Source organism: Chitinophaga sp. (assembly GCF_019236475.1).
In the GTDB taxonomy this organism is placed as follows: Bacteria; Bacteroidota; Bacteroidia; order Chitinophagales; family Chitinophagaceae; genus Chitinophaga.
The window spans coordinates 296,272-311,188 of record NZ_JAFAIX010000013.1; the positions used below are offsets into that span (position 1 = coordinate 296,272).

13 protein-coding genes are annotated in these 14,917 nt (G+C 43.1%); 1 reads left to right on the top strand and 12 read right to left on the bottom strand.

Annotated features, from left to right (window positions below; genetic code table 11):
* Positions 1-143: 143 nt before the first annotated feature.
* A complete protein-coding gene (locus JO154_RS23215; RefSeq protein ID WP_291950398.1) occupies positions 144-1,247 on the bottom strand; it encodes a DUF2911 domain-containing protein in 1,104 nt (367 codons plus the stop codon).
* Between the two features lie 308 nt (positions 1,248-1,555).
* Between JO154_RS23215 and JO154_RS23220 the strand changes: the two genes are divergently transcribed.
* The gene (locus JO154_RS23220) at positions 1,556-2,023 is read left to right on the top strand and encodes a hypothetical protein (RefSeq protein ID WP_291950400.1); all 468 of its coding nucleotides are present in this window, start codon (positions 1,556-1,558) and stop codon (positions 2,021-2,023) included.
* 77 nt (positions 2,024-2,100) lie between these two features.
* On the opposite strand, the gene JO154_RS23225 is transcribed toward JO154_RS23220, so the two are convergent.
* From JO154_RS23225 to JO154_RS23275, 11 genes are all read right to left on the bottom strand, one after another.
* Positions 2,101-2,982: a dienelactone hydrolase family protein gene (locus tag JO154_RS23225; RefSeq protein WP_291950402.1), complete on the bottom strand. Its 882-nt coding sequence runs from the start codon at positions 2,980-2,982 to the stop codon at positions 2,101-2,103.
* 4 nt (positions 2,983-2,986) lie between these two features.
* Complete coding sequence (locus JO154_RS23230; RefSeq protein WP_291950405.1) at positions 2,987-3,718, bottom strand: GNAT family N-acetyltransferase; 732 nt, start codon at positions 3,716-3,718, stop codon at positions 2,987-2,989.
* A 163-nt stretch (positions 3,719-3,881) separates the two neighbouring features.
* Complete coding sequence (locus tag JO154_RS23235; RefSeq protein WP_291950407.1) at positions 3,882-4,499, bottom strand: Crp/Fnr family transcriptional regulator; 618 nt, start codon at positions 4,497-4,499, stop codon at positions 3,882-3,884.
* Between the two features lie 78 nt (positions 4,500-4,577).
* Positions 4,578-7,118, bottom strand: a complete 2,541-nt coding sequence (locus JO154_RS23240) for an SEL1-like repeat protein (protein ID WP_291950410.1) — start codon at positions 7,116-7,118, stop codon at positions 4,578-4,580.
* Positions 7,119-7,214: 96 nt separating this feature from the next.
* Positions 7,215-8,045, bottom strand: a complete 831-nt coding sequence (locus JO154_RS23245; RefSeq protein ID WP_291950413.1) for a hypothetical protein — start codon at positions 8,043-8,045, stop codon at positions 7,215-7,217.
* A 125-nt stretch (positions 8,046-8,170) separates the two neighbouring features.
* Positions 8,171-8,599 carry a MarR family winged helix-turn-helix transcriptional regulator gene (locus tag JO154_RS23250; protein ID WP_291950416.1) on the bottom strand — a complete coding sequence of 143 codons (429 nt, stop codon included), beginning with the start codon at positions 8,597-8,599 and terminating at the stop codon, positions 8,171-8,173.
* A gap of 211 nt (positions 8,600-8,810) precedes the next feature.
* On the bottom strand, positions 8,811-9,932 hold the full coding sequence (locus JO154_RS23255; RefSeq protein WP_291950419.1) for a TlpA disulfide reductase family protein: 1,122 nt from the start codon (positions 9,930-9,932) through the stop codon (positions 8,811-8,813).
* An 88-nt stretch (positions 9,933-10,020) separates the two neighbouring features.
* Positions 10,021-11,436: a TlpA disulfide reductase family protein gene (locus tag JO154_RS23260; RefSeq protein ID WP_291950422.1), complete on the bottom strand. Its 1,416-nt coding sequence runs from the start codon at positions 11,434-11,436 to the stop codon at positions 10,021-10,023.
* Between the two features lie 71 nt (positions 11,437-11,507).
* On the bottom strand, positions 11,508-12,494 hold the full coding sequence (locus JO154_RS23265) for a redoxin domain-containing protein (protein WP_291950424.1): 987 nt from the start codon (positions 12,492-12,494) through the stop codon (positions 11,508-11,510).
* Positions 12,495-12,511: 17 nt separating this feature from the next.
* Positions 12,512-13,378 carry a hypothetical protein gene (locus JO154_RS23270; protein ID WP_291950427.1) on the bottom strand — a complete coding sequence of 289 codons (867 nt, stop codon included), beginning with the start codon at positions 13,376-13,378 and terminating at the stop codon, positions 12,512-12,514.
* Between the two features lie 30 nt (positions 13,379-13,408).
* Complete coding sequence (locus tag JO154_RS23275; RefSeq protein ID WP_291950430.1) at positions 13,409-14,911, bottom strand: RagB/SusD family nutrient uptake outer membrane protein; 1,503 nt, start codon at positions 14,909-14,911, stop codon at positions 13,409-13,411.
* Positions 14,912-14,917: the final 6 nt, after the last annotated feature.

Sequence of the window (14,917 nt, forward strand, 5' to 3'; positions counted from 1 at the left end):
GCTATTTGATTTGCTCCCCGATTTACAATAAGAGTGCCAGAAGCTATAGGTTGTAGCTCGTGGCGGTTGGTCAAGGTACGATTTTATATTGGCAAATGTATTTATATAAAACATCAAACCCGCGGCGAGCGCGGGTTTGATTATCAGTTAATATCTTTTCCTTCTTGCAGCGTCTTCACAAATTTCTCTAATCGATCTTTGTTTGGCAGGTCTGGCGCTTGTGCGCGGGCTTTTAGCGCATAGGTCAATGCTTTCTTGTAATCTCCGAGTGCAGAGTATCCGCGGGCCATACCGGCGTTGGTAAGAAATTCGTCGGGGTGTTTATCGTAGTCCATTTTAAAGATCTCGAAGGCTTCTTTGCCATGTTTGAGATGCGCGAGATTCCTGGCATAGAAATATAGTTCATTCACATTGCCGAAGGGCAAGGCTTTTTTCATAACCGCCATCGCTTCCTCTTTTCGGCCAAGACTATCCAGGACAGCAGCTTTGGTGCTCCATGCCTGGAAGCTCTGGGTACCTCCGGTAGTTACACTGGTAGCGGAATCGGCCCATAGCAGGGCTTCTTGGAGGTTTGTATTATGTTGTGCACAGAAGCTAGCTGCTGCATCCCAGGATTGCCAGGCGAAGCCACTAGTGCCCCTCAGCTCTTTGCGGAAAGAAGCGATCTGTGTCTTTACCACATCCACGTCTACCTTAAACGGAATCATTTGCTTTTCCCATTCCAGGGCTACAGTAGCACTGGTAGGCGTTTCGTCGATGAATTCATATTTAAGCCATTCCACACTTTTATCTGTGGCAACTGGCTTTGCTTTTATGCGCAACGCATCTTCATTAGGATCATAATAGAAGCTACCCCATGAGCTGGAATTTTTGGAGAAAATCAGGGTGCTTTCATTAGGATCATAGGCCACAAAGAAGCCGTAGGTGCCAGCGGCCAGTGGTTGTCCGTTTACCATGACATCTGTAGAGAAAGTAATAGTGGTATTTTCATTGGCGCCCGCTCTCCACGGCGCTGCCTTGGATGGTCCAAAGCCGAGATTCGCAAAGCCTTTATGGACTACTTCTCCCCAGATATGGCCGTCCCTGTTCCTAACACCAGGGCGACTGTAATTAATGGTTACCTGTGTGATACCAATGCCTTCACTAACGGAAGCACGTTTGTTATCGCCACTAGGCAGCGTGGTGAACTGAGCATGAGCAGTAAGGGTTGTTAACAAAATCGCACAAGCAAAAATTGTGTTTTTCATTTCGTGTTTTTTTTGATGAGGAATAAAAAGCTACCGGGCATTCTCTCCTATGGGGCGGGAGATGGATAGCCTGGGGCGTAAATAATAGTAGCTAACGATACAACATCACCTAGAAAAGTTAACACTATTTACGCATACTGGTTTGTCACATATTGCTCTTTTTTGACCGCTTATCAAAATAGCCGCTGCATCAGGGCCGCAGTGGGTTATTTATACCAGCGTCTACCGGAAACAGTTATTTTCGATGCCACTCCTTTTTCATTTTTCCCGAAAATTTCCATATTTGGCAAAAAAAATAATCCTCTCCTATGAATTTCATTAAACGCCTATTCCAACAACCCCAAGATTATATTCAATGTCCCAGATGCCTCGGCAAAGGACATGTAGATGAGGATGACATTACAAGACTTGGCAATGAATTGTATTGGTTACCTGGCAAATGCGCCTATTGTAACTCGAAAGGGAAAGTTGATCCTAAAATTGTTGAAAGCGTGGCGCCTAATGAAGTATTTCTCTCAACAGATCGTACACAAATTGAAAGGTTACGCATTATCGATAGAGATCCTGCCATTCTACAAGAAAAAAGAATATTCGATGAACGAAGGGAACAGTTTATTCAGCAGATTATAGAATTACATTTTTCAGAACTGATGAGTCCTGAACAAATTACAAATCTTTATATGGAAGCTGGGCCGCGATTAAGTGAGGAAGATTATGCGAAGGAGAAAAAAGAATTGCTGAGATATGTGGAGAAGGTAATTGCGTATCATCAATAAGGTTTCTACAATAAAAAAAGAAGAGCCGGATAAATTCATCAATTATCCGGCTATTATATTTGAGACAATGAATTAAACTATCCCCCCAATTGCTCCTTAAAAAACGCTATCGTGCGATTCCATGCTAATTCCGCCGCAGCCTTATCATATCTCGGGGTAGTATCATTATGAAAACCATGATGCGTATTCGGATAATGATAAATAATGAAATCCTTATTATTATCCTGCAAGGCTTTTTCATATGCATCAATACCCGCATTGATGCTTGCATCTGACTCCGCGTAATGCAACTGTAATGCCGCTTTAATAGAAGGTACTTCTTCCAGGGGAGCTTGTGCTCCGTAGAAAGGTGCGGCTGCCAGTAATGCAGGAATGCGTGCTGCCATCATATTGGCAATCCAGCCTCCAAAGCAGAAGCCTACCACTCCTATTTTCCCATTGCAATGCGCATGATGTTGGAGGTATTCAAATCCTGCGATGAAATCTGCTAACATCTCATGCGGATTCCGCTTACCGTGTAAGGTGCGCCCTTCATCATCATTCCCAGGATAACCACCTAAAGGACTCAATGCATCCGGAGCGAGCGTGATGAAACCTTCCAGGGCGGCGCGTCTGGCCACATCTTCAATATGTGGGTTCAGTCCTCTGTTTTCATGCACAACTACGATCCCTGGTATTTTTCCTGTATTACCAGCAGGCATGCATAGCAATGCTTTTATAGTACCTCCACCTTTGGGAGATGGATAATTGACATAGGTGGAAACAATGCGTGGATCATCTGCTTTTACTTGTATGGCGGCTTTATAATCCGGCATCAAGTAAGCCATCAACCCGGGTACTGTCCATCCATTATGGGCGTAAGCAGACAATTGATCTGTGAAGTCTTCTTTGCTGATGCGATTATGTGCATAATCGTTGTACAATTCAAAAACTTTAGGGTGGATATCTGCTTTATTCATATGCTTAATTTTTTAACCGATAATTGGTCATCAGGAAATCTTCCGTAAATCCTAACTTTTTGTAAATATTTTTCCCCATGGCAGAGGATTGCAGCGTTGCCAGTTTTGTGTTATTTGCTATCGCATTGTTTAGTAAGACAGCCATCACTTCTTCCGCAAAACCTTGCTTTCTGAAATCAGGAATAATGCCCACACCATGTATCCCGACAATACCATTAGATTCCAGTACGATAGCCGTTCCTATTGCCTGTTGCGCCTTCCGGACCAGGTAAAACTGTACTGCTTCTTTCGTTTTATGGAGTATTTCCGCCGAAATGCTGTAACCAAAACTCTGCGGATAAAGTTCTTCCCATATTTTTGCCTGTTCTGGAGTAGTAACGCTTTCCAACTGGATGCGGTTGAGCTGTTCAAATGGTTCAGACAATTTCAACGACATGCCGATTTGTTCTGATCTTACCTCAAAGCTCGCTGCTTCGAACAGTGGGCGCAAACCATTTTCAAAATCCCCCCAATGGCTCACTGTTAATGGTACTTGGTTATTTTTAATGGCATCTACAGCAGCGCTCAAAGCAGCCCCAGTAACGGCTTCATTAAACCAAATTCTATTAGGCCATTCTGAACCTGTCACCTGACTGACATTAAAATGATGATCCTGTTGATATCGTCCAAAGGCATTACCTACTATGGTCCACAAAGTCGTCAGGTTATTTATGTTCTGTTGATTCAAATTTTCCACGCTATATTATTTTGAATTGATTAAAATTATTACTGTAAACATGGCAGCGATACCGATTGTTTTTTACTGGATAGTTCCCACCGGCAGGCCCAGCCAAATGACTTACAGAAAGGCCCTAATAGAACCCTAGGGCAAAATTATCTCTCTATTTTTGCAATCTGCTTTACATATGTTGATTCGGGTTATTTTTCTTTAAATCGCGTCGGATCCGACTCAATTGAGTGGGTGTAATGGCTAAGTGAGACGCGATGTGCTGCAACGGAATGCGTTTATCTATGTCAGGATAGGCTGTCAATAGTTTCTGGTACCTCATCGTGGCATTCTCCATGACGAGAGAAATTTCTCTTTGTTCCTTGTCGATGATCCAGTTCTTTTCCAAGTAAGCAATGTAGAAGCTTTTCAGTTCATCGTTTTGGTAGATACGTTCTTTATACAATTGGTAATCCATGCTGATAAAGGTGGTATCCTCAATTGCTTGAAGGGTAAATTCCGAAGGGGTTTTCAATATTGCAGAAACCGCAGATCCGGCGAACTGATTTTCCAGGAAGATATTTTTATTGTAGGTATTTCCCTGGTCATCTGTAAAGTAAGCGATCATGGCTCCTTTACAGATAAAGTTAATATGTTTGGATACCTGTCCTATGTGCAATAATATTTCGCCTTTTTCAACAGTTCGGAAAACTGCGATACGCTTGAACAGATCAAAGGCTTCATCCGAAAGCGGATAATATGAAAGGAGCTTTGTTTTAAATGCTGATAAATAATGTTCTTCTTCCGTCACAATTGTAATCTGTTAATATGATCTAAAGGCTGCCTGATTCCAACATACTCCTCATCAGACAATTTACCACCAGTGCTTTTACTTACCATTCAATTGAAATGCGGCTAAATACTCATCCGCATGTGGTACACCACATTCTTTCGCCATATAATAATGGGCTTCTACCATTTTCGGATTGTAAAAATCAGGACTCATATACAAGGTAGCAATATCCAAATGTACTTCAGGATATTCTCCAACAGCGCCCTGATAGAGTTCCATAGCTTTATTCAGATCAAAAGGCACCCCTTTTCCATCGTAGTATAGCAATCCTAGTCGCCATTTAGAGAACGCATGACCTGCATCTACGGCCTGCTGGTAATACTTAGCGGCTTTTTCGTAGTCCTGTTCCTGTTCGTAGATATGGCCGATCTGTTGGGATACATCTTCCCTGTAATCCAGGGCCTGCAAGTAAAGCTCCAATGCCTTTGCGGTATCTACCATTTCATATACCGGGTTAGAGTAGACATCCCCCAAAGTGGCCATCGCACTAGAATAATATCGTTTTACTGCTTGTTCTAACCACTCAACGGCTTTAGCAATATTCTTTGTTGTTCCTCTTCCCGCGAGGTAGGCAAGACCTACATTATTCATGGCCACCTTCTCTCCTAGCTCTGCAGCTTTTAAATAAAGCGAAAAGCCTCTCTCAGGTTGTTGATAACCTGGTGCATTTTCATAGAGATATCCCAGGTCTGTAATGGCTTCCAGACAGTTTCCTTCTATAGCCTGTTCAAAAGATTTGATCGCATCTTCATAACGTTCTTCGTCCAAAGCCAAGTTGCCCGCTGCATGAGCGTCTAATGCAGCCTGGCCACTTTCTGCTAAAACCGTCAGTGCATGCAATTCACTTTTGCTGTAAAACGCATCCGGGTAATAGGCTAATTCATCTATTATTTGTTGCGCCGTTGGGCGTCTGTGACTACCATCTTCCGACAATACATAGATATCCATATGTTGGAATCCTAACGCCACGCCATAAGTCAAACAGCCTTGTTTACCATTGATGCTGGTGAAATACATCGTACTTAGGATGCGTCCTTCGAAATTCGCCATGCCCCAAGCTTCTGTTTTATCCTGGAAGCCTAGATATCCTTCTTTTAGCAATACAAAATTTTTATATACCATCGGCATGACCCAGTGGGGATTGGCTCCTATGGCAAATAGTCCGGCCTCTCCATGATGCTCAACAATAGCATATCTTTCACCGTTTGCCGCGGTGCCTGCGTATTCCAATGGTTTGATCTGTTGGAAAGTGGCAGGGAGCAACCAACCTTGTAAAGGGAGGAAGATACCCGTATTCGATGTATCTGTTACCAGGTAAGCTTGTAGGTTGTAGTCGTAGTGGATATGATGTGCAGCGAATGGTAGCAGGATATTGCCAGCATCATCTAATAATGCCATCTCTTCTCCACGAGTAATGAGATAATAGCCATCGATCATCTCGATAGTAGCCTCCCCACTTATCAGCGTATGGAAAGTATGCGATAGCCAAACCGGTGTACCATCGGGTTTTTCCAGTTTATAATAAGTAGTACTACCTTCTTTTATAACTTCAATGCCCTTAGCCGGCTGCATAGGTAATACAAACTTGCCACTAGGGACTATTACGCCCCACTCCTCCTTATTGCTGACAGCAAACAATTCCGGGCCTAATAGGAAACCGTCTTCGTACGTAGGCAATATGACCATTTGGTCATCCTCATCAATCACTAAGAATTTCCCTTCCCACACTACGTGCCCGTATCCTCCTAAAAAATCAAACGCATCATCATAGATACAAGGAATCGCTAGTCTTCCTTGCTTATCTATGTATCCTGCTTTTCCTTGCTTGGTTACTACAGCACGGTTTTCCCCATATGGAAATTCATATATTTCATCGAATTCAGCAGGCAAAACAATATTTCCATCTAGATCTTTTAGCCCTTTCAAATCAGTCTCTATAAAGACTTCCAGCTCTACTTCTTCCTCGAAAATGGAAGACTTGATCACTTCCCAGCCATAACCATATACTGGTTCATTTAGGAATTGTCGGAATGATTTTGCCCAACCTGTTTCTTTTAAAAACGGGCACGAATCCAGCAATGCCGGATCATCAGCGGCGATCGCCGCTTGAATAATGCGGTTATTTTCCTCCATACTGGCTTTTAGTTTTTCTGCCTGTAGGGTATGACTTCCTGGGAAACCATCGTCTTCTATATTGAATACGTCCCATGCATCCAGGTGAAACCAGGAAAGATGGACTTTCCGTCTGAAATACTTCCGTATTTGTAGTTGAGCCTCCTGGAAAGCTGCTTTATCGTCCAACAACTGATCCCCGTGTTTTTCAATAAAAGCATAGAATGCACGAAATGCATCAATACCTGGAAACGCAGCCGCATAGAGCCCACCTTCCTCCCCATTGTATATTGGAGGAGCAATTTTAATCTTATCTGAAAAAAGTGGGTGGAAAAACAAAGGGAACTCATACTTCCATTCCATCATCATGGTAACCTCATCACTATTATACCCAGGCAATGGGTTCTTTTTTGCTACTTTTTCGGGGACTTGATCCAGGTTATACAAATACATTCTATGGGACATAAAACACGGTTTTTCGGTTAACAAGTATACAAAAAGAGACCGACATACAGCATGGTAGCACTGTAGATCGGTCTCTTTTTGGGGAATATTATTGTGTTATAGTTTCTCTGCCCTATTTTGTTTTGATTGTTCCTCCCACCTTTCCGCTGCGGCTTTTTCCTCCGCTATACGTTGTTGCAAAGCAATTTGACATCTCCTACCCAAAATAAAAAATGGTATCATAAAAATCACCACCAAAAAGGCCACTCCAAACACCTTATGGATCAATTCATTGTTTTTATTCACAAGTCCAGCGATTACAGAACAGCTAGTACCTGCCACTCCTAAATACCCGAATACCATGCCTACGGTCAACAACCATTTTGGGGTAACTTTCACCACACTGCCAGGAGGCGGCATAGGGATGCCCACATTCCTTTGGCTAGGTGTTGGTCGTGGTTTCTTAACAGGCGCCGTATAGCCGTGGTTGTTACCCTGGGGCTGGCTTCTTTCCGGATGTCGGAGTTTTAGTTCTCTGCCAGAGGCCCATGCCAACAAAAAGATTCCCGCCACAAACACGCTAAATATAACCGGGACGCCCACCGGCATGTCGGTTCCTGGCATAAATGCAGTTACCCACATGATGATCGCGAAAAACGTTGCCACTCCACCTAGAATATAGCCGCCCACGTTAGCCACCTTGTGCTGCCAATCAGGAGCTTCCTTCCAGCCTGGAACATGCCTGTATCCGTAATACCGACGGTACCCATACCCGACTTCTGTATGGTAAATATTCACAGAGGCAGCGGGAGGACGGTAGTTGGGATTATCTGTTTCAAACTCACTGCCACAATATTCACAACTAATCGTAACGCTTATCTGATCATCATCTCCCTCGGCAGAAGAGAATATACTGGAGCCACAGTTAGGGCATTTCAATTGCTGCATATAAAACGCATTCACTTTAATGAATACCTCGAAGGTAGAGCAATTTTTTTTCCGGTTTTGGACAACTGAACTACTTGATAAGTTCTGTAAAACAAAGATCGCCGGTGGGTTACCGGCGATTTTTATCAGGAGAGATTATCTCTAACTTTTTCTAACAGGGTGATGAGTTGCGCCTGTTCTATAGGGGAAAGTCCTTTAGCAGTGATACTTTCCATTTTTCGCCAGGTTTCTGTGACCTGTTGATGGGCTGCTTTTCCTTTTTTTGTGATAAACACCCTGGATATACGTTTATCGGCGGCATCTTTCTTTTTGGTAATCATGCCTGCATTCACCATCCGTTCAATCATTGCTGCGATGGTTCCCTGTTGGATACCCATTTTTTCTACCAGGGCTGATACCGTTTGTCCGTCTTCCATATCGAGGTAGTATAGCAGAATATCCTGTCCTGCGTGTACACCTGTTCCTGATAATAATTCATTGCTCTTGTTTCTTCTGATCTTACTGATCTCAACTAATAACCCATTCAATGAGTTATGCGGTTTGCCTGACTTCATCGCGCAAAGGTAATAAATTGACGTTAGTCGGCTAACTATAAAATATATTTTTCGGAAGACACGTATCTGAGGAGCCTGCAACCTTTACCCAGTGGGCGGTGGGAGGATCGAGCAGATCGTGTCTCCCGAAAAAATTTCGTATAGACATCAACGAAAGAGGCTGTCTCAACAAATGAGACAGCCTCCTATGATATGGTTGGTTTCTTTTATATTATTTTATCAACTCAGCTAACTTCTGGTCTAATCTTTCTCCTGTAGCACCCAAGGCAATTATTTTACCGTTAGGATCTACCAGGAAGGTGGCAGGAATAGCCATGACACCATATTCCGTAGCAATAGGACTAGCACCACCTTTCAGATCGGATACCTGTGGCCAGGTCAATTTTTCTTCCGCGATAGCTTGTGCCCATTTTTCTTTTTTATCATCTAGGGAAACCGATAGGATGGTAAAACCTTTGTCTTTATACTTATTGTAGACATTCACTAAAGCCGGGAGGCTCTCTCTGCAAGGCTTACACCAGCTAGCCCAGAAATCTACCAATACATATTTACCCTTAAAATCTTCCAGGGATACCGTTTTTCCATTGTTATCACTCAGCTTAATGCCTGGCGCCATTTTATTCATCAAACCAAGCATGTTTTCGCCTCCGAAACTCTGGGTAGTCATCCTTTTGATGGTAAAGGTATTTCTTGCATCAGGGCCCAGTTTGGTCAACAGGTCTTTCATCTCATCTCTACTCATGTATTGCGATAGATATGCATTGATGAGGAATGATCCGGCACCTGCATTCGGATGTTTGTTTACCCATTCCACGCAGGTATTCAATGCTGGGGTCATCATCTGACTGATTTCCTTCTGAATGGCGGTTGCAGCTTCCTGATCACCCAGACTTACGGCAGTACCAAGTTTAGCTTCCAACGCTTCTTTTTTAGTACCAGCAGCCGTCAGTTGTGGCATAACATTTTTGTCGATATCCGTCCAATCAGCTACAAACGGGCTTCCGGTGTATACAGCATCCTTAAAGTAAGGTCCTTTACCCGTGATATTCATTTTACCTGCTTCCAGGTACAATACGACACCCTGATTAGGATCTCCACTCGATCCTACTTGGAGAATATACGTGGTACCGCCTCTGCTCATATCAACATCAAAGCTGAAATGTCCGTTTTTCACAAATGCAGAATCTGTTACCTGCGGTAACGGCGCCCACAAATACACTCTATCTCCTTCCGGCAAGCCTTTTATATTCACATCCAGTTGTAGTCTTTTTTGTGCATTGGCACCCAATGCAGTACAGAGCGCGAGGCCTAAGAACAGTCCTTTATTTAACATGGCATTTAAAGTTTTAAATGGATAAACAATACATAGGAATCCATCATAAAGTATATGGCAGACCCATTTATTTATAAAGTGTGAGATGCTATTTTCTTTTCTGGTAGCAGTTGGCAATCTTCTGTTCGAAGCCTTCTGCCATTGGATGTCCCAGATTACCATCCATGATATTACCATCTTGATCAATGGCCACCCAGCGAGTAATACCAGTCAGGCAATAACGTTCAATAAATTGTTTGGCTTGCGGGTCATTTCTGTCGGCACTGAGAAATAGGTTATTTTCTCCAGCGATGTGATGATCCACAGAGAATTTCTTCAGCGTTTTGCGGACATCCGACTCAGGTCCTTCCCATGCAATCGTCAGGAAAATGATATCGTTTTTATCTTTATAGGAATCAGCGATTTTTCTGAAAGTAGGTAAAGATGCTACGCAACTGCTACACCACATCGCCCAGATATCCACAATGACCACCTTTCCTTTTAAATCAGAGAGTCGGACAATTTTCCCGTTATCATTTTCTAGGGCGAAGTTAAAAGCAGGCATTCCTGGTTCCAACTGCTGATAAGACTTATACAGCGAGTCAATTGTATGTGTAGCCAGGGTATGCGGTTTCAGCGTTCCTTTTATGAGCGGATACATAGTTTTCATATCCGGGGTAAAAGCATGGTTTTTACCTTCCAGTTGAATCCAGTCGATCGCCATTCTTTCTTTGAGCTTATCTGCCTTGCATTGAAATAACAGTTCTTTCAGCTCGGTTTCTTCTGTGATAGTGGAATCCTGTAATTTTCTACCGTTCTTCCACAGGTACACCATTTGACGGGCCAGCGTTTCATCTCCAATGGAGGCCAGGCCTGGAGCTGACAGATCAAAGTTTTTCAGATACCAGTCGCCCAGTTCTTTCGTATGGCTTAATTCTTTATGCGCATCCAGTAAATTAAATTTGAACAGCAGTTGTTTGGATTGCTCGAAGGTTTTGAGCGCTGCCAGGTTTTCTGCATTATTTACTTTTGCAGCAGCGATTAATTTTGTTACCTGTGTGGAAATATTAGCAATAAAGTTATCCGCCTGTTGCGTGTTCGTAATGGTGGAATAATCAGCGCTAGCATATAAGCTATCGATCAGATAAGGTAAAAGCTGTCTGGCAGCGTCTTTCCCGGTACATACCGGGCGGAATTTGCCTGTTACGAGGGCAGATTTATTATAAAATGGTAGCAGTTCCAATTTCACCTGATCTCCGGCATTGATGAGGAGTGTGCAATTATTCAACGCCATGATCTGTGTAGCAGCACCTAATTTTCTGGTAAATGCAGCGGTTGGTTTGCTTGTTTCTACAAATAATATTTCTCCATTATATTCCTGGCTTACACCCAGTAAATTCAGGGAGATCATGCCTGTGAAATTTGGATAGGTATTCACCTTTACATTCAATGTGGTTGCCGGATCAGCCGCAAAGAGCCTGCTGCCGCATAGGAGAATGATTGCAATAAATCTTATAGCCCTCATCGTTCAGTTTTATGGTTATACAAAAGGCAAGGAGTTAACAAAAAAGGGTGAAGGGAATGGCGGAATTATTTCTATAATAGGGAGACGATTTTCTCGCGCAGCACGGACTGTTCTGCTTCGCCCATTTTTTGGTTACTTAAATAAACGATATGGCCTGTTTTATCGATCAGCAGGACTTTGGTAACACTTCCAAGATCCCGCACGAAATGATAAAATATTTTACCATCTACATCCGGCACTAGTGGATAGGTAACGCCAGTGGCACTTGCTAATTTTCGTATAGTCGCGGGGGATTCTTTCAGGTCAATACCAAATACCTTCAAGCCTTTATCTTTGTAAGCCTGCCAGAATTCCTTTTCCAAGTGCGGCATTAATTCGCGACAAACACCGCACCAACTGGCCGTGAATTCCAGTAGCACTACCTGTCCGCGTAATTCAGCCATCGTATAGCTTTTGCCATCTACTACTTGCAGTTTAATATTACCAGGAATGAGGTCTCCGGGTCTTGCTTTATAATCCCAATAGGTGGAATGGTTGGCCTCATCGGAGCGTTCTTCTACCTGGCTCCACATTTTCAGGAACATAGAAAACAAACCTTCGGGCAACTGTGCAAGTATTATATCTCCTTTTCTGCCGATCATGATCGTACGAGGCAGTGCCATGATGTTATAATCTTTTAGGAAGGCCTGTGCGTGCGCATCCGTGGAGTTTGCAGGGATCACTGCATTGATGAGTCTTGATTTTTTCGGGAGGACACCCGGTGCTATTGACTGACGAGTCACTGCCAGAAAAACGATAGCAGTATCATCTGCATAATCTTTCAATGCTGTTTTGATGGTATCCAGGACATGGCTGTTTTTATCCTGGTTATCCCAACAATAGATCACTACCATTTTTCCTTTGAAGTCTGTTAATCTAACTTGACGGCCATTTGTGGCAGAGAGGGAAAATGCAGGAGCAGCAGAGCGGAACGGTAATATATCCGTTTCTTTTTCCTGTGCCTTAACAAGCATTGTGCAGAGGAAAAAAGTAACGATGGTATGAATAAAGTAACGCATAATGATTCCTTTGATATTTATGGAAGCTCTCCAATAGCCTGGAGGTCTGTACCTTGTTGATTATAATACTGGATGACCGCATTATACTTAGCATTTAGCAGTCCCAGTTTATCATAGGAAGGACTTAAAATAGTTGCATCCAGTTCTGCTTTGGTGTGAGAGGTAATCTGTCCAACAAAGCTGGCGAAGTCCCAGGCCACATTCCGTTCAATAATAGGTACACTACGTATATCCGTTGTAAAACCGTTTATTCCCATATCGAGGTCTATTGTTGTATAGGATGCGGGGATATATTTCATAAATTCTGCCGGAATGGTTAAAGCGCCGGATAATGCCGCCTGTTGTGCGAACGCCTGGTGCATATAACCCCGTATTTCTTTGAATCGGGATGGAGATAGCTGTAACAGGGTACTATCCGTCCATCCTATGGCCAACATAGAACTGGTAGCATAAAATCCGGAATAGGATCTCACCAGAGGACCATTGGGTCTATTTGCGGCAACGGTATCTATCGCTGCTGCCAGCAATATTTTGAAGGGCAATGTTTGGTGCAGGTAGCTTTCTGTATAAAAATTCAGATACTGGGTTTTAATGAACTGTAGGGTATTGGCAACATAGGCCAGATTACCAACGGTAGCAGCAGCATTCAGGTTTCTGACATAGTCAAATTTGAAATCCCGGTCAGTAAATTTATACAAGATATAAGAGCCGTATTTTTTATGGAATGCTACAATGGAATCGTCATATGACTGATTGCCTTGTGGCAATACATAGAAATCAGGCACTCCAGTTGCCACAATTTTTTCTTTATGGCATGCGGACATTGACAGCAGCATGAGTGGCAATAGTCCTATCATTATTATACGCAGAAAGGAATTACGCATAAAATAGTTTTTGTTGATAAACGAAGGTGGTTAATCTGGTTGTCGCAGGCTTCCCAGTTGCGGGTTTTGTGTAAGCGCCAGGTTCCGTTGTAGAACATCATTTGGAATGGGAATGGTGTACTGCGGATCATGTTTTTGCAGCGTAAACACCTGCGTCATGCCAATAGAAGGCTGATATAAATGCTTAATAGCTGGCATACCATATCTTCTGAGATCCATCCAGCGATGCGTTCCTTCAAAGAATAGCTCTCTGCGGCGCTCATCCCTGCACATTTGTAGCATTTCAGCAGCCGGACGAATGGCCCATGGCGTAAAGCTGGAAGGGTCAAATCGCTTAGCACGGAGGGTATTCAAGCTGTTCAATGCCTTCTGTGCAGCAGTTCCATCTCCCTTGGTTTTATATAGTTGGATATATGCTTCAGCCCTGTTCAAATAAGCTTCTGAGCTACGCCAGCTACTACCCATATTTATCTGCCCGGAGGCGTTAGGGGTCGTATTTCCGGAATTTTTGAAATCCACAAAATCTGCTGAGAACCATGGTTTCCATACATCCGGTACTGGACCAAAATAAATACTAGTCCTTAGATCATTTGGTTCATAATTATTTGCCAAATCATGCGAAACAGTATAAACGCCGGCGCCTGTTGGCGCTTGTTCCGTCATACTTCCGTAGTACCAGAGGGTTTCCACATTACCAATACCCACAATTGGTTTATCAAATGCATCAGGGTCTCCCCACTTAGACAGGTCCATCAATTGGGGATGGTAAGAGAGGACATAATCGGCATTTTCAATTACTTTATTCCATTGCTCCATGTATAAATACACTCTGCTGGCCAGCAGATGCGCAGCCACATGGGAAACACGGAATAGTTTCTGATCCGTTTTATTCAGGCCCAGGTAATATATACCACTATCCAAATCGGAAGTAATTTGTGCATACACTTCTTTCACACTATTTCTTACCGGGAGCTTATCTGTCAGGTCGGCATTCAATTTCAGCGGAACACCAGGACTCTGATCCGGCGTGGTAGTGGAATCATTATATGGTTTGGCATACAAGTTCACCAACATAAAGTGATAAAATGCGCGCAACGTAAATGCTTCTCCTTTATACATTGCTTTCTCCGCCGCACTGCCATTGGATTTATCCAGGTACTGCAAGGCAATGTTTGTACCAAGGATCAGTTGATAATAGGTGGTCCAGGAATTAAAGTTGGCTTTATCCGGACTACCTGCACGTGCACAGACATCGATAAAATTTGGTTGCCATTGAAATGCGCCTGCATTCGCAGTAATGGTAATCTGTTGGTCCGCCACCGCTACACCATTGTAACACTGTATATCATCACTCATCAGTGCGATGTATGGCTGCATCAACGAATGGTTATCTGGATAACCATTTGTATATAATATCTCACCAAAATCTTTTGTTGTTTTTGGAATAACATCGGACTGAGATTGTTCTGCCAGAAACTTTTTACAGGATACCAGCCCCAGTGCTAATACGGCGACAACTATGCTTTTTTTCATACGCTC

What these genes read in the sequence shown, in the direction of transcription:
- JO154_RS23215 (WP_291950398.1), bottom strand. Translation starts at nt 1,247, where the DNA reads ATGAAAAACACAATTTTTGCTTGTGCGATTTTGTTAACAACCCTTACT.
- JO154_RS23220 (WP_291950400.1), top strand. Translation starts at nt 1,556, where the DNA reads ATGAATTTCATTAAACGCCTATTCCAACAACCCCAAGATTATATTCAA.
- JO154_RS23225 (WP_291950402.1), bottom strand. Translation starts at nt 2,982, where the DNA reads ATGAATAAAGCAGATATCCACCCTAAAGTTTTTGAATTGTACAACGAT.
- JO154_RS23240 (WP_291950410.1), bottom strand. Translation starts at nt 7,118, where the DNA reads ATGTCCCATAGAATGTATTTGTATAACCTGGATCAAGTCCCCGAAAAA.
- JO154_RS23245 (WP_291950413.1), bottom strand. Translation starts at nt 8,045, where the DNA reads ATGCAGCAATTGAAATGCCCTAACTGTGGCTCCAGTATATTCTCTTCT.
- JO154_RS23250 (WP_291950416.1), bottom strand. Translation starts at nt 8,599, where the DNA reads ATGAAGTCAGGCAAACCGCATAACTCATTGAATGGGTTATTAGTTGAG.
- JO154_RS23255 (WP_291950419.1), bottom strand. Translation starts at nt 9,932, where the DNA reads ATGTTAAATAAAGGACTGTTCTTAGGCCTCGCGCTCTGTACTGCATTG.
- JO154_RS23260 (WP_291950422.1), bottom strand. Translation starts at nt 11,436, where the DNA reads ATGAGGGCTATAAGATTTATTGCAATCATTCTCCTATGCGGCAGCAGG.
- JO154_RS23265 (WP_291950424.1), bottom strand. Translation starts at nt 12,494, where the DNA reads ATGCGTTACTTTATTCATACCATCGTTACTTTTTTCCTCTGCACAATG.
- JO154_RS23270 (WP_291950427.1), bottom strand. Translation starts at nt 13,378, where the DNA reads ATGCGTAATTCCTTTCTGCGTATAATAATGATAGGACTATTGCCACTC.
- JO154_RS23275 (WP_291950430.1), bottom strand. Translation starts at nt 14,911, where the DNA reads ATGAAAAAAAGCATAGTTGTCGCCGTATTAGCACTGGGGCTGGTATCC.